The organism is Rhodococcus sp. PML026, assembly GCF_000963615.1.
GTDB classification, from domain to species: domain Bacteria; phylum Actinomycetota; class Actinomycetes; order Mycobacteriales; family Mycobacteriaceae; genus Rhodococcoides; species Rhodococcoides fascians.
In genome coordinates, this window is the sequence record NZ_KQ031368.1 from 128,201 (window position 1) to 152,641 (window position 24,441).

16 protein-coding genes are annotated in these 24,441 nt (G+C 59.3%); 3 read left to right on the forward strand and 13 right to left on the reverse strand.

Annotated features, from left to right (window positions below):
* Positions 1-28: 28 nt before the first annotated feature.
* The 7 genes from drmB to VF34_RS03480 form a co-directional block, all read right to left on the reverse strand.
* Complete coding sequence (gene drmB, locus VF34_RS03450; protein ID WP_045840836.1) at positions 29-1,759, reverse strand: DUF1998 domain-containing protein; 1,731 nt, start codon at positions 1,757-1,759, stop codon at positions 29-31.
* On the reverse strand, positions 1,756-4,953 hold the full coding sequence (locus VF34_RS03455; RefSeq protein ID WP_231578177.1) for a helicase-related protein: 3,198 nt from the start codon (positions 4,951-4,953) through the stop codon (positions 1,756-1,758). Before VF34_RS03455 ends, drmB begins: the two co-directional genes overlap by 4 nt.
* A complete protein-coding gene (locus VF34_RS03460; protein WP_231578178.1) occupies positions 4,950-6,773 on the reverse strand; it encodes a UvrD-helicase domain-containing protein in 1,824 nt (607 codons plus the stop codon). The genes VF34_RS03455 and VF34_RS03460 overlap by 4 nt, the downstream gene beginning before the upstream one ends.
* Before the next feature lie 42 nt (positions 6,774-6,815).
* Positions 6,816-7,568 (reverse strand): DUF6339 family protein, encoded by a 753-nt coding sequence (locus VF34_RS24210; protein WP_052718572.1) that lies wholly within the window; start codon positions 7,566-7,568, stop codon positions 6,816-6,818.
* On the reverse strand, positions 7,565-8,458 hold the full coding sequence (locus VF34_RS24215) for a hypothetical protein (protein ID WP_052718574.1): 894 nt from the start codon (positions 8,456-8,458) through the stop codon (positions 7,565-7,567). The genes VF34_RS24210 and VF34_RS24215 overlap by 4 nt, the downstream gene beginning before the upstream one ends.
* Positions 8,458-10,191, reverse strand: coding sequence for a hypothetical protein (locus VF34_RS03475; RefSeq protein ID WP_156158483.1), 1,734 nt, complete (start codon positions 10,189-10,191; stop codon positions 8,458-8,460). Before VF34_RS03475 ends, VF34_RS24215 begins: the two co-directional genes overlap by 1 nt.
* A gap of 89 nt (positions 10,192-10,280) precedes the next feature.
* Entirely contained in the window at positions 10,281-12,848 is a 2,568-nt protein-coding gene (locus tag VF34_RS03480; protein ID WP_045840839.1) for a Z1 domain-containing protein, read from the reverse strand.
* Positions 12,849-13,006: 158 nt separating this feature from the next.
* Here VF34_RS03480 and VF34_RS03485 point away from each other — a divergent pair, with 158 nt between their 5' ends.
* Entirely contained in the window at positions 13,007-14,089 is a 1,083-nt protein-coding gene (locus tag VF34_RS03485) for a DNA cytosine methyltransferase (protein WP_045840840.1), read from the forward strand.
* A gap of 135 nt (positions 14,090-14,224) precedes the next feature.
* Here the strand turns inward: VF34_RS03485 and VF34_RS03490 are convergent, their stop codons facing one another.
* Complete coding sequence (locus tag VF34_RS03490; protein WP_052718576.1) at positions 14,225-15,436, reverse strand: helix-turn-helix domain-containing protein; 1,212 nt, start codon at positions 15,434-15,436, stop codon at positions 14,225-14,227.
* 103 nt (positions 15,437-15,539) lie between these two features.
* Between VF34_RS03490 and VF34_RS03495 the strand changes: the two genes are divergently transcribed.
* Positions 15,540-15,722, forward strand: coding sequence for a hypothetical protein (locus VF34_RS03495; protein ID WP_032399093.1), 183 nt, complete (start codon positions 15,540-15,542; stop codon positions 15,720-15,722).
* Positions 15,723-15,800: 78 nt separating this feature from the next.
* Here VF34_RS03495 and VF34_RS03500 read toward each other — a convergent pair whose 3' ends face one another.
* The 5 genes from VF34_RS03500 to VF34_RS03520 all read right to left on the reverse strand — a co-directional run bounded on the left by VF34_RS03500 (position 15,801) and on the right by VF34_RS03520 (position 23,291).
* On the reverse strand, positions 15,801-18,347 hold the full coding sequence (locus tag VF34_RS03500) for a DUF6508 domain-containing protein (protein ID WP_045840841.1): 2,547 nt from the start codon (positions 18,345-18,347) through the stop codon (positions 15,801-15,803).
* A gap of 296 nt (positions 18,348-18,643) precedes the next feature.
* Positions 18,644-20,428, reverse strand: coding sequence for a DEAD/DEAH box helicase (locus VF34_RS03505; RefSeq protein ID WP_197077423.1), 1,785 nt, complete (start codon positions 20,426-20,428; stop codon positions 18,644-18,646).
* Positions 20,429-20,909: 481 nt separating this feature from the next.
* Complete coding sequence (locus VF34_RS24220) at positions 20,910-21,944, reverse strand: PDDEXK family nuclease (protein ID WP_156158484.1); 1,035 nt, start codon at positions 21,942-21,944, stop codon at positions 20,910-20,912.
* A 143-nt stretch (positions 21,945-22,087) separates the two neighbouring features.
* Entirely contained in the window at positions 22,088-22,732 is a 645-nt protein-coding gene (locus VF34_RS03515; RefSeq protein WP_230593331.1) for a vWA domain-containing protein, read from the reverse strand.
* A gap of 94 nt (positions 22,733-22,826) precedes the next feature.
* Positions 22,827-23,291 carry a 5' nucleotidase, NT5C type gene (locus VF34_RS03520; RefSeq protein WP_045840843.1) on the reverse strand — a complete coding sequence of 155 codons (465 nt, stop codon included), beginning with the start codon at positions 23,289-23,291 and terminating at the stop codon, positions 22,827-22,829.
* A gap of 402 nt (positions 23,292-23,693) precedes the next feature.
* Between VF34_RS03520 and VF34_RS25450 the strand changes: the two genes are divergently transcribed.
* Positions 23,694-24,410, forward strand: coding sequence for a hypothetical protein (locus VF34_RS25450; protein ID WP_231578179.1), 717 nt, complete (start codon positions 23,694-23,696; stop codon positions 24,408-24,410).
* The last annotated feature ends 31 nt before the right edge of the window (positions 24,411-24,441 follow it).

Consider the following 24,441-nt stretch of genomic DNA (forward strand, 5'->3'; position numbering starts at 1 on the left):
GGCTAGCGGCTACCGATACGCGGTCGATCTACATCGACGCAACCAGTTCGCTGAACAACCCAGCGGCATTGTTTCCGTCCTCTGGCGTGCCGAAGAGCAACGCGCGATCGAGGAAGGTGTTGCTCAATTCGCACGATGTCTCCGGCACCAAAACGCAGGCGTGGCATGCGGCAAGGTTGAGCGCATCGGTACCGGATGCCGTCGCTTCGATGCATACAGGGTCAGACGAACACCACGACAAACGGGCGAGGCCCCCACGCACAACGGCCGCGAATGTATCGGGCTCGGCTTGCGAGGCTACGCCGCCGAGACTGCCGGCGGAGTCCGAGCTAGCGGTGTAAATCAGCACGCCCGCCATGTCGTCGTCGACATACAGACGTTCGCGCAGCGAAGCGGCCGGATAGCCGGCGTCCAGGGACAGCTGATCAATCAGCACGTGAGCCAACGTGTGCACCGCGACCTGCACGATATTGACGGGCTCGGCGTCATCACGGCCGAACTCAGTTGCTCGTCGGTTGGCCGCCCTCTGCAACGATCTCTGGCGATCCCGCGCAAACGCGGTGTGTGCCCACGCCGTCAACACGTCACGATCGAGGTCGATAAAGATACCTTCGCCTATGACCTCAATGGCCGGCAACCAATACCGTTTGCCGTGCGACAGTTCGCATATCCCCTCGGCACCAGGTTCATTGACGCCGTCCAAGCGCGAGAACCCGTATAGAGCACGCACTTCACGTAAGCGAGTAACTTTCCGCACGTCCACAACGATGGACGGTAGCTTCTTGTCACGTGTCATCGGGAGGCATACAAAGTCGGACTCGATTCCAGAGTCCTTCCGCCCCGCGATCAGTGCGCCATACTCTTCCTTGCGTAATCCTGCTTCGCTCAGGTCATCGTTTTCTTCGGCACCGTGCCGTCGCTCCAGCTCGGCCGAAATTTGCTCGACCGAGTGTTTACCGTTCGAGGACTTCGCAATGTTTTCTAGAAGCTTGGGCGTCACCGCGTCTGGATCTTGAAGCGAAATCCAATGGCGGTCAACAAATTTGGATAATGCTTCGGAGTAAGGAGGTATCGATATGGCTGAGCGAACCGCCGGAAACCACACGTTGGACGCGCCGCGTTGCAGCACCCGCGGTGTCTCAGCGCAGTCCTGCTTGTGATCGAAGCCAAGCCACGGCCGCGCCCCTTTGCAATGACCGAACTGAGCAAGGGCTTTTGGGCCGAACGTGCCATCCAGCGACTTGGGCGGCACGCCGCACACGCATTTCAGTACCAGGTCGGCAAGGGATGACGTCCGCCCGAGCGAGTCCATCCGCATCTCGTGTTTGATGTTGGGTGCTGAGGGAAAGCCCTGATGCAGCCATCCATAATAGGGAAATTCATCAATATGCCCTTTGGCGCACGCGATGACCAAACGGAATGGGCTCAGCAACGCCTTATCCTTGCACTGGTTGCATTTCGCGACAGTCCAGTCACCCGACAGGTCATAGATGGAGCCGATCCTCCTGCACGCCGGGCAGACCTGTGTCAGAGGGAACCGCGTCACGGGCACATCGCGCGCCGTCCCCGCAGGCGGCGATTTGAGCTCACGGACACCCAGTGAGCGCGCCAGTCGCGGTTCACTGACGAGCGGAGCACGATCGTCTTTCCACTCATCGAGTCCAACGATCATGTAGCTCGTTGTTTCAGATGGAAAAAGACCACCGATGCCGTAGGTGCTCAGTAGCTGACTTCGACGCGCAGTAGCACCGGTTGTCATCGCTTCCTCCTCATTGGAATCTCGTGCAGACCACTCTCGGCGTCGACATCGCGCATGCTCTGCATGGTCGGCCACGGGACGCTCTGTTGTGAGTACTCGATGGTGTCATCGATCAACGCTGTGGCAGGGTCGATCAAAAGGGCTGCCTGAGTGTTCTTATTTCGGTACTGCATATGCGGTCTCGAGGAGGCCGCCTCCGACCACACCTCCAACAGCTCGTCGATTTGCTTGACCGTGTCTTCGGACTCAGACGCCGCAACCTCGCGTACTCGATCGCCGAGAATCTCGGCCACCTGCCGCAATTCGTCCCAGTTGTCATCAGCAAGATATGCAGCCTTGTCCGAGGAGAGTCCTGGAATGAGAAGCCGCGCGAGCGAAACCAGCACACCGTGCAATCCCCGGTCCCGAGCCCTTGCGGCGAAAGGGGTTGCACTCGTTGCCTCGACGGCCCGGTACAGCGCTTGGTGGTAAGGGAGAAAACTCTCGTAGTGCGACCTGTCACGTGATCGTGCCGAGTTGAAGATGGTCACGACCAAGCCAGGGTGCCTACGACCGACTCGACTCGTCGCTTGGATGTATTCCGAACTCGATTGAGGCTGTCCCATGACAGCCATCAGGCCGAGCCGATCGATATCGACGCCCACCGAGATCATGTTGGTGGCGAGCACTACATCGTCAGGCCTGGCTTTGCCGTCGGAAAGCTCGGTCTCGATGCGCTTGAGCCGTTCTGGTATCTCAGAGGACGCCACGCGGCTCGTGAGCTCGTTCGCCGGCCTTAGATCGCGGGCTTCGACACCCCGCCTATGGGCGACCACACCAAGCCGTTCGCGGACGTCGCCCTCGACCTGAAGGTTCGCGCTGCCGAGAACTCGGAGGCTGTTGAAGTATCCGAGCAGCGTCCAATATGGATCCCGCGTCGTGTTCTCGCCATCAAGGTCCTTCGCCGCTTGCAAGAGGGCCGAATACACGCGGACCATGAGCGTCGCGTGGCTGGTCCCCGGTGCCATGATTCCGACGTACTGGCGAGTTCCGAGGGCGTCCCTCGGTGCCGGTTCCGCAAAGAACGATTCGTCTGGGTCGATCCCCGGCGGTGGGAACTGCGCGGCTTGACGCGCGAACACCGATTGGATTTGCCTCTCGGCACGACGGATTGTCGCCGTGGAGGCGATAACCTTCGGCCTGTTTCGACCACCCTCGATATCAAGAGACCTCACCGCGCAAGCGGCGTCGACAGCAGTTTCGTAGAGGCCGACCATGGAGCCCAGAGGTCCCGAGATCAGGTGCAGCTCGTCCTGGATGATCAACGACGGCGGAGACCCGACCCCGTCGCGCGCAAATAGCCTACCGACATTCTCGTTCCAGGCCATTGCTGCGAATTTGTCGACCGTGCCAAGCACCAGTTCAGGACGGACACGATATATGTCCTCGTCTACGACGTGGACCGGCAATGCATCGGAAAACTCGCAGGTTACTGTCCCACAGGCGATCTGCAAGTGCCGTTCAGGAATCTTCTCGATCGTGTAATTCTTGTAATCGAGAAGAGTTCCACACCAAGGACACTGGGTTAGCTGGACCGGGTTGTTCTTCTCAAGTTCCCGACCTGAGCCCAGGTCACGGAGCGCTACACGAGCAAGATCGAGGGAGTTCGGTGTCCCCCCCGAACCGACCCACAGTCCGATCGAGAATGCTCGATTCCCAAGGTCGGGCTCTGCTTTCCGCACGGTCTCCAACGCGCACATCAACATCGTGGCTCGCTCGAACTGCTGGATGGTCAACAGGCGCAGGGTGTACCGCATGATCACTGCAACGCCGAGCGCATCAGGATCTTTGAGTCGGCGATGAATTATCGAAAAGGCGACAAGCCCGAGATATGCTTCGGTCTTTCCACCGCCAGTGGGAAACCAGAGCAGGTCGGCGATGTCGCGATCGGGATGCCGAGGATCGGCAAGCCCCGGAAGATTCAACAAGATGTAGGCAATCTGGAACGGGTACCACTGTTGGTCCCCACCTTCACCAACGTCCCCTTGCGCTCCCGCCCGCACCCACACCTGTCGGGCTCGCTGCAGTTGCATGGCTCTGTTCGACAGGCGGAAGGCCCGCATCGCTACTGCATCGTTGGACAGCAGGTCGATACCCGCTTCGATTCGTCCTGCCGCCTCCGTCGCCGCCTTCACGTGCCTGCGAGCAGTCGGAAGAAGGTCGGCATCGACATCGGAGCCGCTCGACGTCAACGACCCATCGAGATTCTTGATCCAACTGCGGTAACGCGCGGCCAGTCCTCTGAGGCTCTCGATGATCTCGTTGTCCGGCGCATCGGCCAGAAATGCCATCCGGAGGTCGCTCGACTCGTCCAGGAGTCCCGGGCGAGCCCGCGGAACCTCGTATGTCGGAATGAATGTCGTCGAGACACGATCGACACAGCCGTCGACAGCAGTGGACCGGTCCCATTCGGCAGCGCACCCGTGACCGATTGCGAACGTGTACATATTGCGGTAGAGCAGGGCAGCGCTGTCCAGGTCCTCGTCGTCGCCCAAATTCATGTTGCGCGTGCGGTCGACGATCGCAGGTTGCACTGTGGTGACCGTCACGCCCACCTGAAACCACGCCTTGTCATCGCGCATTGACTTCTGCTCGGGTACGGCCGTGTTCCGTAGCGCGGCGGAAACGGTCGCCACGCCGTCTCGTGCAGGCCGGACGTAAATGTAGAGCTCCAGCCCGTCGGCCAACTCGTGCCGAAAGGTGCCGCTTATGGCCACAGACTGGCTCACAGTGGTTGGCTCCAGTGGAGAGCGTTGCCAGTCGTCGGGCCGCCTCTTCTTGACGCCTTCTGCGCCCTCGACCGGAACGCCTGCATATTGGGCCGCCTGAACAGCCAGTCGAACTTCGGACGAGGTCTGCAACCGCACGGAAAAAGTCAAACCCATAGATGACGGATACCGCATAAGCGCCTGGGCAACGGGACTGTCTTCAGTGGCTTCATCATCAGCAGGCTCGATACCGTCCGGTTCCGGTTCTTCCTGAAGGCGATCATCGTTCGGCCAGAGAACACCGATGATGTACCTGTCAAGCGGTGCTTCAGTGATGACTTCGTCCGCGCCTCCGCTGGGACCGATCACGTCGAGCTCTAGTTCTTCGACCATGTCGGCTCGAAACCGATACTTGTCATCGAGCGGGGTGCTCATCGCTTCAGTCACTGCACTTCCTCCATCATCGACCAATCAGGCTCGGCCAGACCTACAACTCTTGGCGCCAACCACATGCCTGAGTAGCTGACATCCATTTGCTGCGTCTTCCGGTAGTCGCCGGCGACCGTCTCGATCGATACCACGGACAAGCCCCTTGCGGTCGCCGGCCAGGAGCCTCCAGAAAGACTGAACGCCTTGGCAAAAGCTTGGTTGAACGCCTCGCTAGTCCGCCCGAGAACTTGGCCGTCATCGGTGACCAAAAGGTACGAAGGTAGCTCGACCGTTGAATTCTCCAGGTCGAGGATTGCTTCGAGATTCGCCCCGACTAGGTCCGACGCGCCTAGCGCCACCTGAATCGCCATGGCATCACCCTCGTTAGCAAGGAGTGGCACGTCCACGTCCACGTCGCCGTACAGAAACTCGACGGACTTCGTCCGCTTCTTTGTCGACTTCCATTTGTTGACGCGTTCCAGTAGACGGCCAGGCAACCACCGCTCCTCTCGGAAAGACGAATATGTCTTAGGCAGGGAGCACAGAAAAACCTCATCGCGCGCTCGGCTGAGTGCCACGTACCGTGCGCGTATCGCCGACCAGGGATCGGCATCTTTTCGTTCGTAACTCTGCTCCACTACGAACACACGATCAAACTCCAAGCCCTTCGCGCGATGGACCGTAGAGACCACAACGCCGCTGTTATCAGGCTCCGTGAGTGTCCTTGGAATGGACCCGGAGCGAATCAGCATACGGAGCCGAGTCAAGTTGAGGGAGTCCCGTTGCCGCCCATTGCCTTCTGCTGTCTTCAGCTCGAACCACGCATCGTTTCCCTTCTCAGACCCAAGGATGCGTTCGAGCGCGGCTTCAACCTCTGATCGGCCAACGAGGGGTCCCTGTAGCTCGCCCAACGCCTGAGCAACCCACTTCGACGCCCCAAAATCCTGCGCTTGTCTACGAACGACATGTCTGATGCCATTGTCATTGAGGTACTTCGATACTCGCAGCACTTCTCCGTTTGTTGTGCAAAGGATCGCCGTGCTGGTACCCGGGATATCCGCGCTATCGGCCCATTCCTCTATCTCGCCAAGTGCCAGGAGCTTGCTCTCAAAATCGTCCAGCTCACGCGATGCATCCGCCGCATCAGTTGTAACCCGCAGCCTGTCCCCCAGTGATACGACATCCAAGGGATCGCGGCCCCGAGCTCGATAGCTCCTACCTAGGCCGACGCCCTCTGCCCCGAATTCCCCCTCGAGTGACGCGAAGACCTCGCTGGAGGACGTCTTGATCTGCGATTGCTCGAGTTGGAAGTCGTAGATGCCCTGCAACGGATCACCCAATGCGGTGATGCCCACACTGGTGTCGATGGCTCGCAGCAGCGCAAGTACGAAGTCGGCACGATCTCCAACCAGATCTTGCACCTCGTCGACCACGATGTGGCGCAGAGACTCGACGTGATACGGAGTCTCGCGCGACTCGGCCAGAATCCGAGTAGCTTGCCGGATTCGAGCTTCGAACGACCCGATCGGTTCGACATCTGCATCGAGCAGCAACTGCCCAGCGAACGAGTCAAAAGTGCGCACGTTCGACTGTGCAATACCTTTGGCATCCAACCTATTTCGCACAGCCGTCACCGCCGCACGCGAAAAGCTCAACACGAGAGTCTCGGTCGAGGAGGAAAGATCCTCGTTCTCGATCAAATAGCCGATGCGCGCGGCGACAACTTCAGTCTTTCCCTGGCCTGCACCAGCGACAACCAGCAGTCGTCGGTCTATCGGCGACTCGACAACAGCGCGCTGCTCAGCACTCAATTCAAAGGGGGCATCCAGATCAGTCACGTTGATCAATCCACCCATTCCCGGTCGGAGTTGCTTGCCGAATCATTCCTGCACCGGCTTTTCGACCGAAGTCTCACGAAAGATCGCCCGGACGCGGTCGTCAAGCTGGTCGTCGCTGAGCACCGAGAAGTCTATGAACGCCATCAACCTGCGGAGTCGAGGTACCGAGTCGCGGAGGGCCTTGCGGCGACCCGTTGCTCCCTCGCTTTCGGTCGAGACCCGTGCGATGGCGCGAGCGAGTGGGGTGACACCCGCAATCGAACGTCGTTCGGTGATCTGGTTCAAGTCGCTTTCCGACAGTTTTCGCAGTAGGGAGTAGTCCATTGCTCCATCAACGGATCGTCCGAATGTCATAGCCTGCCACCACAGTCGCGAAAACATGTGCCGTGTCAGGTCAGTCGCTATCCAACGTTCTATGTTCTCGTTCGGGAAGCGCCACTGGGTTATATCGGGCATAGCTACAACCGAGAGGAAGGTCCACACGCCTCGATTTGCAGCTTCGACCGAAGTGATCCGCATAGTCCGGTGAATATGCTCGGCCGCCACTCGATCGAAATTGATCAGGTCCGCCTTCGCCACCTCGCCCGGGTAGCCGTGATCTTGCGCAATCGTACGAATAGCATCGATCAACTCTTGCACACCCGACTCGCTGACTCGTCTTCCTCCGCTCGCGGCATAAGTCATCTGAGGGTGCTTCGCCCGCGCTGCACCAGCCATATTCTCTGGGTCTTCGTCGAGATTCCGTAGCGCAACCACGCCCGATGCAAGACTCAGCCTGGGCCAGAGGTCTGTCACGAGAGTAACCGTCCGAATCCAATCGAGCGTGCCCCCGCGACAAGAGAGCTACGCAAATCCATGGAGGAGCTCAGGACCGACTCAGCCGTCCATGCGGCAGGATCGTCTAGAACTCGCAACGCGAGACTCCGAGCGGCGGCACCGAAGGATTCTTTGTCGCAATCTTCGAGTTCGTCCCAATGAGCCAACGACCACCGAACGATCTCCTGCACGAGATCTTCCTCCATCTCCTGGATCAGTGCGAGCTGTTCGTCCGTGTGGTTCTTTTCTTTCTGCACGGCCTTGACGAGCTTCGTGTCCAATGGGTTGAGCAATAACAGCAACGCACCCATGGCAGGCTCATCAGGGCTGGGCGGCATCCGAAGGTGCCAACTGGCACCGTTATCGATGCCGAATGCCTCGAAGTCGACCACTTCCGTCGGAAACATGGCTTCGGTTCCAGTCAGCCTCAGCGATTGCTCATCGCTCCACAGGATGCTTCCCGCGTGCCGGGCCTCGCCAGGAAGCGGGCTCAACCTGTCGCGCTCCAGCACCAATCGCCGAGTCAACGAAATAGTGGCACCCGCAAATTGCGGATCGATGTCGATGATGACCTCGAAGTAGTTCTCTGACAACGACACACGCACCGACGGCCCGACCAGATACGTGTCCAACGCTCGCCACCCGAAGTGGAAGGCCAAGGGCGACCCATCGTCGAGCATCGACTGCGCACGTACGACTGCTGGATCAACCTCGATCGTGCAGCGCAAGCGAAGCTCGGAACGGTAGTCCCAGTTCTCGATGGCGTCGCCCAACGGCTCCCATTCACCGTCGACCGATCGGAACCACGTTGAAGGCTGCACGGTATCCACGGCTGGAACCAAGTACGGACGAACATCGCTGACTGCCATCAGCCCTCGTCCTCGACAGTCAACGCAATGCGCACTACAGCGTCTTTAGGAGGCCTGATGGAGACCGTCCATTTTCGGCTGTCCTCCCGAGCGACAGAAATGCTGCGACCTACCCGCTGTTCTCCGTTGGCAGCGTCGGCCCACCCCAAGACCACTGGAGGCTCCAGTGTCCCCGGTTGCTCCGTTCCTCCCTCGATGACCACGAGCGGCTCCGCGGTTACCGTTTTCGAGGTCGGCCACAGTGGTAATTCGATTGTGGCAGTTACCAGAGCCTCACCGTTCACCACCACGAGAGCAGGCCCGTCCACAATTTTGGGCTTGGCCGCTGAACGCCCACCAGAACGACCGGACCGACGGCTCCCGCTCCCCTCAGACGAGCCGGCTCCATCGGCTGATGCCCCGGCAACCAAGCCGGACAGCCGTCCAGCTAGAGGAGCCAACGCCGCTTCATGGTGTAACTCCGGGTCTAAGTCCGGAACAGATGGCTTGAGGTTGCTCTTCAAGAAGCGCGCTCCCAGCCGAACAACACCAAGTGCGGCTCCGTGGAGCCCACTTGTCACCCAATCGTCGTGCGTGGGTGGCTCCGCGTCCGAGAAGTAGCTGTCGGCATCGACGCCGGCTTTGAAGACTGCACCGTACTGAACTGCCTCATTCGGGTGTGGTTCGCCTGCAACATAATCGACTACAAGGTCCGCTTGACGCATTCGCGCACAATGACGTGCGGACCCGCTGAATGGCGCAGCAAGCGACATCAGGTAGTTGTTGGTGATCGGTGCCATCGACTCCACCATTGCAAACCGACCGATTTCTTGCGGCTTGGCCTTCCGGACTGGCACGTCGTACTCACCGGCACGCGAGAGCTTTCGGTAGGCATCCACGAAGGGCTTCAGTTCGATAGTCCGCGCCGGATCTGGAATGTCTACCGGAAAGCCCTCGAATTTGACCGAGCACCTCAGCCGGTTGTTGTCCCCGTCTATCATCCGAGGCCACAGATTCCACAACATAGTCGACGCAATGTAGTCAGCCGCGCCCTCCGGTGTGCGTGGCTCTTCGATGTCGCCGTTGCGAACTGCGCCAAGGTCGACGTCGACGATAGCGACGGTGGTCCCCGTCTGACCGGGCGCAAAAGACGGCAAACCAAGCGACGACGCCATTCTTTCGGCCTCATCGCCGATGAGGGCCTGCGCGATCTCGCCTTCCTGCACGCCGAGCCAGTGTCGCCCGGTGTACCGCACGCCGTTGTGCTGAAATCCATCCCCCATCGCCGCACCGATGAGTCGACGTTGCGGCTTTCCACGGAAGACGCATTGGCTATCGGCCACGATCACATGACAGCGGCTGACGTTGTACAGAATTCCCTTGCCGAAGCCGTATGAACCTCCCCCGAGATCGACGCCTTTGCGCTCACCGACATTTCGGATGAATTTGACGAAATCCGCCCTTTCCCCATCGAGCGGGGGCTGGTCAGCACGCAGGGGCCCTCCGAGCCCAGTTGTACCGCGGTCGGAGATGATGAGGATTGTTGCTTCACGGTCCAATGCCTCCCTCAGCCCCAGACCGCCGCCGTCGGGTCCGGGAAGCAAGAACCCTCGCCACCCAGCCAGTCTGTTACCAGTCAGTTTACGGATTTGGACCTTGAACTCGACATCATGACCAGGAAGTGCTGCATCACAACTATTTTGAGCCGCTTCACGGATGAGGACCGTCAGTGGATCAAGTTTGGGCTTGCCCAACTGGCGACGAATTCCCTCCGAGGCAGTCGAACCCTCGGCAGCAACGCGCTGCGACCACCACGCCGGCTGCTCTACCGCAGCCGTCGAGCTCAACTGGACTCCGAACCGACCAGCTCGTTGAGCTCGTCATCGTTCGATTCGATATCGGCCTCGCTCAAGTCCACACTGACGTATGTCTGCGACACCTGGCTGGTTTGGACGGCGGAGCCTGGAAAGACCAACGCTATCCCGATCACGTCGTCAACAGCATCCAAGGCTTTTCTGGACTCGGCGTTGACCGCTTCGGGTTCGGACAATGGGTCAATTGGGTAGACAAGCAGGAGACCCATTCGTCTAACCTTCGGATCTTTATCCCGATCGTCCATCAGCGTGTTCTCGCCACGTTTACGGGCTTCGGCGGGAGCCATGAAGTCCACAACCCGGTGATCTTTCGACATCAGCGTCTTGATATCGGCTCGCTCATCGCCGTCGTTCTTGAGCTGGGAACGAACGATCCGACCGAAATCGATCCCGCCTAACCGGACGGTGCCTCTCTCCGCACCAGACTTTGCAGCCATCACGGCAAGGTTCCATCGTCCGAGACTTCCCTGCCGCTGCTGTTTGATCACATACTTCTTGATCAGTTCATGATCTATATCGGGCGAGTCGGTGTGAGCTTTGTAGTCGCTGAGAAAAGTGAGTACGTCGTCGGCCTCGACGTCGCGGAACAGTACTGTTCCCGAGTCCAGCACTTCCGCTTCTGATCCTTTGGTGCGCACACGTGACACGAGGCCGTCGGCAGCATCTTTGTTGTGCGACAGCCATTCATGGTCCCGCGCCTTGAAATAACGAGTTTGGACCCTGCGGCCACCGTAGGACGCATACGCAGGAATCGCCGCTCCCATCTTGGCGGTGATGCGAAGCGTCGGATGGGTACGAATCCGAACGCCGAACTCCATCGGAGTGAGATCTTCGGACTCGTACCGTTCGATGTCCAGCCGAATCTCGCGCTCTACCGTCGCGAGGTGGCGGAACCACCGGCGCAGCTCGTCAGTCATCCAAATCCGGGGCAGATCCTCATAACCCGGTCGGAAGCCGAACCAGCGGGCCATCTGCAGAAGGGTGTCGTACGCTCCTGCTGCGCGGACGAAGTAACTTACGATCAGCCCTTCGAGAGTCAATCCACGACTCAGAGTATTACCGCCAACCGCGATTGCCACTTGACCCTCACCCGAGTAGTCCAGGCGATCGTCGCTGCGGAAGTTGTCGATGATGACGCGGCAGTCGGTCAACACTTGCGCGAGCTCCGCGGTGATCTCGTCGAAACTGAGTGCAATCAAGCTGAATTCGTCTGACGGTACCTTCGCGGACTCTGCATTCCACAGGGCCCGGAGACGAGTCTGAGTACTCTCCTCGCCTGACGCCCATGCTCGCGCAAGGGCGGCAACATACGCATTGAGCGGACCTTTGAACTGATTGTGCACGTCCGTCTTCATCGACGTGTGAATCAGCATCGTCGAATGTCCGGCGTCGCCCCGCGCGCGACGCGCTGCTGTGGACAAGACGAACCAATCGAGCGCGGTCGCGAGTGACGGCGGAATCGAAGGGATGAAGTTCGCTGCCGCGGTCTTCCCCAGCGGACGTACGTCGTCGACATCGCCATCGGGGATGATCCGCAACATGTTGGAGCCGTCGAGGTCTTTCCCGTCCGCTTCATCACCTTCGACCACATCTCGGCCGAATATCCGCTCGGTACCGAAGTATCCCTTCGGCTCCGGGAGATTCAAGATGAAGTCTTTCGGATACAGGTCACCGCCTGCGGGATCTATCAGGATGTTGGCGAATGGCGTTGCGGTGTAACCGATGTACGTGCTTTTAGGCAGCTTGGCGATGATGCCCCGGATCAGCGGGTTGATGGACTTGGTTTCCACGCTGGCTTGATCTGCCTCATCGTCGATGATCAACGTCGGCACATCGACCAGGGCTCGCTGTTTGACCGCTGGTTCCAACCACTTGTCCAAACGCTTGAGCACAGCCGCGTTCTTCTTGACTACGGCAAGGATGACCCCGCTGTCGTCGACATGCAGCAGTGCCGTCGACTTGATTGCCGGGGCACGAAAATCGTCGTCCGCGTTTGTCAGAAGCTTCCACTTCGTTGGGGTGAGCTGCTGGAGCTGCTCGTCGAGGCGCTCTTGCGTCTGCTTGCGGAGCCCATTGTGAATACCGGACAGCACGATCACGAACTTGTAGCCGACGTCCGCGGCTTTCGCGATGACGGCGGTAAAGTTGGTGGTCTTTCCGGACTGTACGTAACCGACGACGAGTCCCTTTGCATCCCAGGACGACTCATTCGGCCGAGGAGTGTAGGCGATGACCTTGTTCGACGAGCCGTTCAGCGAGTCAACCCGGTCTTTGGGCCACGACAAGTCGACGCCGATATATTTGCGGAGCGCCGGCCAGTAGATGTCTGCACTGTCGTTCGGTCCTGCGTACCACGGGTCACGGGGTCCGTGAATGATCGGCGGGCCGCCGTTCAGGACACCCTCCATGTTCCGCCGATACTCTCCGACGAAGGCAGTCAACTCCTCTGCAGACACCCTGCCCTTGAAGCTCTTGATGGCCGACTCCAACGATGTCTTCCTCGCCCAGCCTGCAAATACGGCGTAGAACTCGTCCATCAACTCCGTGCCTCCGTCTCGCTTGGTACGACAGAACGCTATCGCAGAAAGTCTTGAGTTCGGGTCAGAAACGATCCGGGCGGTCTGGTGTCTTCAAGCCACAAAGCTGCGGCCAGGGGTGAGAACGCGATCCAAGATCTGCCGGCTATCATGCATGAATGGATCCCGCCGGAGGCCGATCGACGACGAGATACAAAGTGATCGACTTGTTCGCGGGGCCCGGCGGACTCGATGTAGGCGCACACTGGCTCGGAATGACTAGTACCGGGATCGAGATCGACCCCGACGCGTGCGCCACTCGTGCTGAGGCCGCATTGACCACAGAGCAGGCCGATGTGCGCCACTATGGCCCTGACCGTTTCCCAGAAGCGAACGTTCTGACCGGCGGACCGCCTTGCCAGACCTACACACTGGCGGGTAAAGGTAGTGGCAGACAAGCCCTGGATAAGGTTGTCTCCATCGCCGAAGCGATGGCCGAAGAAGTCGACGCGGCCCGGAGTCTCCACAAGTTCGAGGACGAGCGGACTGGGTTGGTGCTCGAGCCGCTTCGCTGGGCTCTGGAGGCACTCAAAGCGCAGAAGCCGTACGAAGCGATTGTCCTGGAGCAGGTGCCAGCGGTAATTCCCATCTGGGAAGCGATCGGCGATGTCTTGCGTAGCCACGGATACGGCGTCGATTACGCCGTTCTGCGTACCGAGCAGTTCGGCGTGCCGCAAACCCGACGACGCGCCATCCTGGTAGCGCGATGGCAAGATGACGTTTCACTGCCCAGACCGACTCACGAGCATTTCCGAAAAGGGGCAGCCGTCCCTACTGGGACTGGCCTTCTCCCCTGGGTTCCCATGCAGTCAGCACTACGAAAAAGCTCCCCGTTCACCGTGGTCTCCAACTATGGCAGCGGTGGTGATCCGCGCAAACGCGGCGAACGCACATCCGCAGAGCCCGCGGCCACTGTGACGGGCAAGGCCACCCGGAACAAGATTCGGATGCGCGACGGCAACGTCAGTGGCATGACTACCGTCGAAGCAGGACTGTTACAGACCTTCCCTGCGGACTACCCGTGGTCAGGTCGGGACATCTCACAGCAAATCGGCAACGCCATCCCGCCAAGACTGGCCACACACGTTCTGGCTGCCGCCCTGAAGCTCCCAGTGTCCGCTGCAGCACTCGATGTCGCGGTGACACTGCCGTGGTCCACGTCGAGGGTTGGCGTCGACGCGCTTGTCGGCACCCCCGTATAGCGGCAATTGCCGGGCATTCTTAGTCGTGCTTACCTGCGACAAAGGGTTGCCACTGGCCCGCCTTGTTCCCACGTTGCTGCGTCAACGAATTCAAGACTGAGACGTTCTGTTCGACGCCCGTGTCTGTCACCACCGCTAGACGAGCGCCTCGACCGTCCGCTTCGAGCGCCGAAGAACTTCGAGAGCGAAGTCGGTCATCCGTACTCGTTCGACGTCACTCGCGGCAGCAATGTCGTTGACGTTGATGGAGATCACGGACAGCTGGCAAGAGAGAACCTCGACGAAATCTTGGTACCTCGCACGCTGTTCGTCCGTAAGTGACTTCCACTGGGTGGGAAGCGGACCCAGACCACGTTGCCATCGCTTCAGGGCATGACCGGCGTGCACGGCGACGTAATCGAGAATTTCCGTCGCAACAGGGATCAGCTTCTCGAGGGCATCGACGCCGCCGCTTGTCCCGCTGAGGCTCGCCTCAGCTGCGTCGAGTTGCTCGTCTTGTTCCTTGTTTCGCTTCTTTCGATACATCCAAAACGCTCCACCGAGGGCCAAGATCACAGCCGGGCCCGCAACCAAAGCGCCCAACAATGCCGTTCCACCAGCTATGCCTGCGCCGCCTGCAGCTAGGGTCCCGCCACCCAACAGCGCTGTGGCGGCATTGGTAGCCGCAACCCCTGACAAACCAGAAATTGCCGCGCCCGTCGACGCGGTTCCGAACGAAACTGCCGCAGTGAACGCCCCGTAGGCCGCAGCAGTGCCTACAGCACCTCCTGTTGCTGCACCGGCCGCACCCGTTGCCAAGACGTGCTTGACTCCGATCTCCGTGACCTTCTGCCGAAGAGCCGCTTCAGTTTGGATTCCGTCCGTGTCGTTCGCCTCGGAGGATTCACTGGTGATTTCGGTCGTGCCGGGATCTGGAACAGGTGCACCCTCGATCTGCTCCGCCACTCCAACGAAGGCCATAAAGAACTGGTCGCGCGCGCCGTCATGAGCGGTATTGAATGTCGTCACAAGCCCCTCGATGAGCTGTGTCCGCCTTTCAAGCTCTTGCTGTATCGCTGCTGCGCGCTCTTTCGCACCCATCCGATTAGTTGGGTGCTCCTCGGGCTCGATCGACTCATCGCGACGCGTAGCCTTCTGCTCGATCTCGGCCACCGAAGTTCTGAGCGCACGCGCGATGCCCTGCAGCTTCACAAGGCTCGGCCGGACTGTGCCGGCTTCGATTCTCGAAATCGCCACGCCTGCACCAGCACCGTACCCAGCGTTGGATCCCAGCTCCTTCTGCGTCATGGAGAGTGCCTCACGACGCTCACGGATCACGGTGCCGAGCACCGTCGTTGAGTAGGTCATGACGAAACCTTAGCGCACTAAGGCCACTTACATATTGACGAAAGACTAACTATCGGGCTAACTTAGCTTCCACAACCGACTTGGAGGCTCTCAAATGGCACATATGAACGCAGATCAGCTCAAATCGCGCCTTGCCGGCGCGCAGCACGTCTACGATGTCGCTGCTGACCCGGCGGTCCGCAAGTCAGCTCACGTGGCGATGCTCGACATCGCTCAAGCGCTCGGCAGCAGTCGTGCATGCGTCGGCGAAGTGATGAGCGCATCGAAGCGCCTTCGCAACCGCTGAGCGTAGGCCGTCACCGCCACTCGACAAGCACACCGGCAATAGGGGCGGACGAACACCATTGTCCTCAATGTCTAGCTGTCAACTGCGCAGCTTCGGGCGGAAGCGAAGTACCGACCGCAACAGGGCGGGCATAGTGCCGTCGTCGAACGCCGACAGAAATGAGCCTTCCGAGAAACGATCGGTCCGTGCTATCAGGGTGATCAACCCCAGAACGACGTCCGCAGGCACGTATAAAAAACCTCGCGACTTCGCTAGAAGTAAGTGACCTTCTTCCCAGTTCATCCAGTCGAATTCTTGGAGCACGAAATTATTCTCGTACACGAAGTGGAAGGCCTCTTCGAGGAGCGGGCCCATCGTTGAATATCCGAGGATGAGGGTGCCACTCGCATCTTGAGTCGGTTCGGTCCATCGCCCAAAGGACCCTGTGTGCTCCGCACATCTTTGGACGAGGGATCCTAGGTGGTTCCATACGCTTTCGTCCAGGTCGGCAAGTAGGCGTATGGGCCGAGGTGTGACCCTATCGAAAGCTGTCGGCAACCCATACTCGAAGCCTGGCAAAGAATCGAAGATGCGAGCGTCGGTGAGCTGCTCCACCGTAGCGGAAATGCTCAACATTGACCCATAGCGGTCAAAGGCCCCAGGATCCACATTATTCACAGTCAACTGGAATTCTTCCGCTCTTTCCGCTGGCGGGAAACGCAGTAGTTGCTGAACCAGCTTCACTGTCCGATGGGCCATCGCTGCGTCTACTCCGTTATCCTGTCTATCGTCGAGAACGACGGTCATTTCGGCGTACGAGTCTGTGCGCAGAACTTCGAACCGACCGGCGCGGTTGTAGACGCTCTTCATTGCGTCGACTGGACCATGTTCCGGACGCACCACCTGCTCCATTGCGTGCAGGACGCCGCCGACAATCAGCAGACCGTGCAGCGATTCGACGGCGACGCTGGGATCGACTGCGAACCTGACAGTAATTACGCGCTGGGAATCAGAGGAGACCGTCTGGCTATTCAACATTTCGGGGTTGTCGGTTTTTCGTTCCAAGTAGAGCGCGTCCTCCGAGGCCGCACTTCTCGAAACCGCCTTGACAGCCAGTTCGCTTGATGCTTTTAACAACTGGCCAACGGTAAGCACAGAAAGTTTCTTCGACCGATAAATGAAGTCTGGATCAAATCGATTGAAGCCCCCCATCGCCTTTGAGGTTTCCGGGTACTCGCGAAGCGTCTCCGAGTGCAATATCTTGTCAATTGATCTGAATTCGAAATAATCAGCATTGGCAACACCCCAAGCTACACGTGAAGCTCTTTTTTCTGGACTTTTTCCTTTTAAGTCCGGTAACACCGCGCACAACCGAAACTCTCGGCCCTGCAGCTGCCACCCCAACCTTACTTTGTTGCCGTCGACTGATTCCGCCCGCAACATCGAGACAACTGGAGTGCCATTGGAGAAGCCAGATTCGACTGTGCACCGAAATTTTGCCCGGTCCATGTCTGCTTGAACGACTTGCGCGAGTGATCGAGCCCGAAGCTTTGACAATGAAGAGAGCAGACGACTGTCTACCGCTCCATGGGGAAGAGAATCTTTGAGCAACACTGGCTCGCTGTACGAGCGGACTACTACGGCATCCGCCAGCTGTTGGAGTGTACAAACCATCTCGCCGTAGTGTCGCATGATGTCTACTTCATAAGTAGCCGGCTCGTTCCTGAGCGCCGTAAGAATGCGCTCACCAAGAACACCGTATGACACTCTGCGCCACGGCCCTCCGTTTGGGACACGGCCCGCTGTATCGAACGTGTCTTCATCCCACTGCGGATCCTGAAGGCTCAGCAAGACCTGTCGAGGTTCGTCCAGCTCGTCGTCACCAAGTATCGCGCGTGAATATTTGTCGAGTTGACCCGGATCCGGAAGGCTGAATACTTTGTTCTCGATGACGAGGGGCCTTCGGCTGTCGTTCCACCAGATCGTAAGGTCCAGGTTGCGTCGTTCGCGCCGGACGATTCGCACAGAGCCTTGGACCGATTCACCGCCGTTCACATCTTCATACAGTCCGTCGAAAACGTAGCTGGCCTGTTTGGTTAAATGTTCGGCGAACCATCCCAGAATGTTGCTATGAAAAAGCTCGCGTCCCCCCAACATGATGTGGGCAAGTGGTTCTTCGTTCAATTTGCTTGCCAGATCAGCAATTGAAGCGGCACGAGCGGCCTCCGTAGGCCACGCGGACGCCTCCAGCTCGACGGGAGTCGCAGATACTGGCGCCACAGCCGAGCAGTTGACGAAACGGATCGGGTTGGCGGCCCCACGCGGGAAGTAGTGGGATACGTCGGCTCCGCAGAACCGATCGTGGAGCGCTGTATCGATCTTGCCTTCGAAGCCGAAGCGACTTCCATCAGGCGACCGAGTCCACGATTCGATCGCATACGCGGCTTTCACGACGCCCCGATACACGGCGAAGACATAGTCCGGAGCGCCGGGCCCCGGTGTAGTACGACTCGCGGCGATCTTCCACCAACGACGAGTCGCCTCAAAGAGCTCCGCCGCGAACTCCGGCGAGGACTCTGCTGAAGCAGGGTACGACTGGGTCAGCTTAATCAGAACAACCTTGGCTGAGTCGTCGATGGTACGCATATCGGTTCTCCGCATTTAGTAGTCAGACAGAGCGAGGGTGCACCTCACACGGTGGGTCTGATTCGTCCGCACGGCCGGCGATCGACCGTGCAACATACAACTTTAGGGGCTCAGCACCACCGAAATGGCTAACTGCGCTGCGCTGTTCGAGGCGTGGTTGATCCATCAAACCGAACTACCCGCGACAGGTTTCGGCCAGTACCTACAAGTGGGGCCCACCGCCCCGTTGGTGCCCGGATGGGTCATCGACAATTTCTGTCGAAAAGCCCAGCTGCAAAATCCCCACTGTCGGTTCCTTACGCCAATGCCAGCCGCTTTCGTTCCCTCTCGATGATGGACGTCTCCGCGGGCGCGATGTCTTGATCCCACCCGTCATCCACCGATGCTCCATCACTTTCCTTCGCCTGACTACGTCGCGCGTATTCGTCGAACAGCTGAGTCTTTCGCTCGAGCACTTCGCGCATCCGCTCGTCGACGGTGTCCTTCGCTAGCAATCGATGCACCTGCACGGTGCGTATCTGGCCCATCCGATGCGCCCTTGCGATCGCCTGGACCTCTGTGCTCGGCTTCCATTGAGGCTCAGTCAAAATCACCACCGAGGCGGCCTGGATGTTCAAGCCGACGCCACCGGCTTCGATCTGACTGATCAACACGGCCCGCCCCTTGTGCGAGGTGAAGTCGTCGACCATCTGCTGCCGTTGGGTCGATGACGTTGCACCGGTCAGCGGTCCGAACACGACTCCCGGCACCTCACGGCGGACTGCGTCGAGCACAGACTTGAAGAACGAGAACACGATGATCTTGACGCCGTTCTCCTCGGCCTCCTCCACGATTTCCCGCAACCGTTCCATCTTCGCCGACTTCGCTTGTCCCGAAACAGCGTAGGCCGACTCTCGCATCGCCATGAAGTTCCGTGATGCCACCGCGTCCCGGTACCGCAAGTTGTCGTCGGCCGTCGGTTGTACCCAGTCCTCGACTTCGATGAGTTCCGGAAGCTCCTTGAGCACGTCCAGCTGGTTGCGTCGCAGATATGCCGGAGCCACAGCTTTCCGGAAAAGGTCGCCGCCGCCGAGACCGTCCGAGGCGTTGATTCGGCGAGCGGTGTCAGGTTGTACATACTCCACGAGATTGCGAAACTCGACCACGCGGTTCTCCATGGGGGTTCCACTGAGAAGAACTGCTCGCTTGGCCTTACCGATCAGCTTGTGTGACGCGATAGATCGTTGCGCTGCTTTGTTTTTGATGTAGTGCGCCTCGTCGATGACAACCAACGCTGGGGTCACCGAGAGGTCGAGTCGTTGAAGGGTGTTGAAGGTGGTGATAGCGACTCCACCTTGCCGAATCCAATCCTGGAGTGCGGATTCCCGTTCTGCTCCGTGCAACTGAAGTGGACGCAGCTTCGTATGCTTTCGTGTCTCGTTGGACCAGTTGATTAGCACGCTCGCGGGACAGACAACAAGAAAGTGCTTGTCGCCCTTCGCCGCAAGATGCGCCGCAACCGCCAATGCTTGAATGGTTTTGCCCAGACCCATCTCGTCGCCAAGAATTACCTTGCCCCGAGAAAGGATGTATTGCGCCCCGAATGCCTGATACGCCCGCAAATATGACCGGAGGTGTGTGCGGTCCAGCACCACCTTCTGTGTTTCGTTCGCAATGGTGGAGCCGACGAAGCCATGCGAGGCATCTACCTCCGCCGCGCCGAGCGACGTGAACTGGCTCAACAGTGCATTGAGCGACGCCGCGTCCCGTTCGTACTCGGTCCATGCATTACCCGCTGGACTACCTGCAGCGACGATCCGCATGATGTGTTCGCGGATCGATTGCGTCTCCGGCGATTTGGCGACCGCATCGAGCTGGTACACAGCTTTATGCGACTCGAGCTTCTTGGCTTTACTGGTGAAAATGCGTGAAATCCAGCCGTTGGACCTGGATGCAGCCGACCGCCAGGGATCTACCAGCGTGCGCAGATGCGCGATTTCGACCGGCAGTCCTTGGACTTCTCGTTCCACCCGTCGCAGCGCTGTAAGGGACTCAAGCAGCTGAGCCTCGAGGTTGGGCTTTCGTTGCGGATCGAGACGCACCCGTTCGCCGGCCCGGATGCGCTTACGCTGCGCGACTGCGGCGTCATGGATCGCTTGTGCAGACTGCGGCCCGATTCCCGGAACGGCACCGATCTCACCCGGTGATGACTTCGCGAGATCCAATACGGTTCGTAGCCGCGTCTGCTCGAGACTGCCGAGGCGAGTTCCCTTGGGCAACGACTGCTTCAGACCGGCTGCGGGTGCGTTGCGGAGGATGTCGTCGGCTTGCGCATCGAGGACTGCGTGGACGGAGCCCCTGATCGACGCACGCAAACTAACGGCGGCCTGTGTTGCTGCTTCTGCCTCCGCAAATAGGGCATCGAACATCTCTGTAGGACGCTCCAGCTCCGAATCGTTCACGCTGAATGTCCTTCCACGCCGTCGCAGTGTCGATAATCAAGATCACAATCGCACACGATCACAACGAGCGTAGGAGTTCCGGTGGTAGTAGTTCCGAGCACATTCACTCGGCACGACTGACCTAGACATTGATTTGCTGGGCGCAATCCAGGACAACGCTCCAGAATTTTTCGAGGTCCAGATCGGAAACCCTGCGACCAGGTGCCGAGGCCCTGTGGTTTTGACCGAGAAATACAGCGAGCTCGGCAAACCCGTCATGCGTGGTGATGTGCGGATACTTCGTCCACGAACCGGAAGCCATCAACTGACCGGACTTATTGATCCACAGCGACATCGGCGGGTACCGATACCCGAAGGGATGAAAGAACACCGCTCCACGTGGTGGAGTGCCGAACCAGAAACCGTCGTGAGTGCCGTAGGAGACGTCGAGAGCTTCCTGCAGATCGAACAACTTTTCCGCCAACGCCCGATCACCGTCAGACAGTACGGCCTCCAGGAACGACTCTTTCGTCCAAACAGGTCCCGCAGAGCCGCCGGCCGAATGCGCTTTTGCATCGGCTAACTCACCCCCGTAGGTCGACGGCACCAAGATTTCGAGCCCACCGTGCCGGGCGTACGCGAGTTGCAGCGCCGTCACGCGGATCTGCACGCGCGTAATGCGATTCAAGTACTCGACTAGCCTCCGCAGATCCGCATCGATGCGATCTACAGCGAGGCAAAGGTGGACACGCCCGGTGGCGATGTTCTCGGCAAGCCGCTCGGCCGCCTCCTCCTCGAGAACACCCAGGTCGACGCCACCGCGCCTTGCCCACTGTCTCCTGAACGACGCTTCGCCACTCAGCGAAATCGCGGAGGCGTAGTCCAAGACCTGCCCGATCACCATCCGCCGTCGCTCTGTGTTCGACGCAAGCTTGCATTCGACGACGGTGACCGAGCCATCACGGTCGACGATGCAGACATCCGCTGGCCCGGCCGATGTGGCGAGCTCCCGTACGGTGAGAGCAGAGTCGGAGACACCCGGCACATGCTCCGGCGCGGCAGCAATGATCCGCTGAAGACGGTCTTCGTCGTCGTACGCCGACATCTCCGGAGATGCCCAGCCGCCCCCGGACCCCAACTCGCGGACTAGAAATCTTGCCGTCTCGTCGTTGACCATCAGACAGCCCTCTCTATCAAGTAACTCGACGTGCAACTCTGCGCGCACTCAGCTGAACACCCAACCGAGCAACGCGGCAACGATGCACAGAAAGAAGATCAGCTCGATCATCCCCTCTGCCGCACCGCTGCCGCCTTTCTTACTCATTCGCCGCGCGCCCTGCGCCGGTCGGCTTCGGAGAAACCCTGGGCCATAGGCGCTCCGTGCACCTGAGCACGCTTGCGGTCCTGGTAGCTCGCCACCGAATCGAAGGCAGCCGTGACGCCGACCGTTGTCGATACGTACGTCATCGACTTCTCCCGCGCGAAGCCGAGATCAGCGCCCACTTCGACAGCGTCGATGTTGGAACCCAGGAAAACGAAGTCCCACTGATAATCCCGCTCCTGCTTCGCAATCAGTTCGCGCACAGCAGTATTGGTCCACTCCTTGCTCGCGTTCTCGTGCCCGTCGGTCATCACCAGGACGGTGACCGAGCCAGGGCGGTCGTCCTCGGGTAAAGCACTGAGCTCGACACCAACCTCGGTGACGAGCCGGCCGACTGCGTCGTAGAGGGCAGTCATCCCGCGTGGCTCCAGCACGAGGTTCGGTACTTCCGCGATCGGCTTCGAGCTGTAGACCGACTCGTAACGATCGTCGAACTGCGCCAGGGTGACGACGGTATTGCCGTCAGACTCACGCTCCTTGGCGATGAACGAATCGAACCCGCCCCGGGTGTCGTCGGCGATGGCATTCATCGAACCCGAACGGTCGAGCAGAGCAGCAACGAGAGAGAGCTGTGGATTGGTCAAAAGAACCTCCTGATGAAAAGTGCGCCGAATGGACGCGGAGAAGATAGTTGCCGAACCATACCGAGGGGTACCGACAAGAACGGCGCTACGACAACTAAGCCCGTTCCAGCAGGTGGGCTGTCACCTGGTCCCACGTCTTGAATGGTTCTTCCCCGTACCGCAGCCATTCCCCCTCGAATTCGCTGGCACCGTTATTGCGTCGGTCATCTACGAGGAAGTCCCCGCGATTCAGGTTCTTGTGGTGGGACAGGATCAGCCTCTTGTACGCGACGGACCCCTCGTCGAATCCGAGGTGCTTCTGCACCCACAGCACCTTGTCGTGCCAGGCGCTGGGGTTCTTCCAGGGAGCGGTGGAGAGGATGTAGGTGTCGAACACGGCCGCCAACGTGCGGTAAGCGTCGAGCGCGCCGTCGATGGGATCCATCAGCGAAAAGATGTGCGGTACTTCGTCGAGGTCGTTGGGGTATTTCGCGATATCGGCCGGGTCTGCCCGGTCGATGCCCGACTGGAAATTCACGAGCGTGTTGTCGAGGTCTACGTACAGAATTTTTTTGGCCATCTGGCACCTTTCGTCGTGCACCGGCGCGGTGCAATGTCAGGGAAGAGTCGCGGGGAAATCGACACCACGGGAGATGCAGAACTTGATCCGTTCTGCATGTCGATCATCGCACACGCCTACGACAAACTGATTCGTGATCAATCGCGTCGCCGTGAGCTCCGTACTGTGTCGGACCCGTCCGCTACCGTAAGTCGTCTAGCACCGAGCCCCCAAGGGGCAGCGAAACCGGTTGCGCACCAGATACTCACCGCCCGTGCCGGGCTTCATGCACTTAGCCCTCGCTCGCCACGATGGACTCGACCTGCCCCCAGACGGAAACGAACGACTGGTGGCGGACTTACAGACCCTCGAGCCCTCCGTATGGCCATTGAACCCGACCCGACGAAAGACTTGGAGACTTACATGAAGCAATCCGAGTATCCCGCTCCGGAATGGCATTTCGCATCGACCATCGATAGAGATCGGTATGCCGTGATCACCGACCTCGATCATGACTACGCCGGATGGTCGGTGGAAGTCGAGCAGGAAGGAGACGTACAGATCGACCAGGTCAAGTCGAGAACCCTGTGGCGTGACGACGAAACCGACTTCAACCTGTTCGGGCTCGGAGACTCGGTGGACGGTTGGGGAGCACCTGTCGAAGGCGGGGCGCTGCTGACCGCGTTCTTCACCCCTGCGGGCACCCGTCTTGCGATTGACCCGTGGGTCTACACGCGAGAATGGTTGGCCGAATCGCTTCTCGCGAAACCGGTGGCACTCATCATCGACCTCGGCCCAAACGACTACATCCCCAGCAAGCACGATTCCGACGACGTGCCGTGTGCTCAACTCCAGGTGATGGAGGACGACGTATTCCTTGTTCGTCGCTCACGTACGGAGCTCGGACATCTACTGCTCGCCGACTATTCGACTGCGGCAATCACTCTCGACAAGTGGTATTTGCAGGAACACTTCGACGACTGCACCGACGGCTACCTGTTCACCAAGGATCGTCGCCTAGCCGCGGAAACCTGTGTCACGTGGTTCCGAGACAAGCAGGACCCGAGCGAGAAGATCGACATCGGCTGCAACTACCGATTCGCTGACGAACTCGTCCCCGCGGATCCGACACTGTTCTAGCCTGGGTACACCGATCGAATGAGAGAACCAA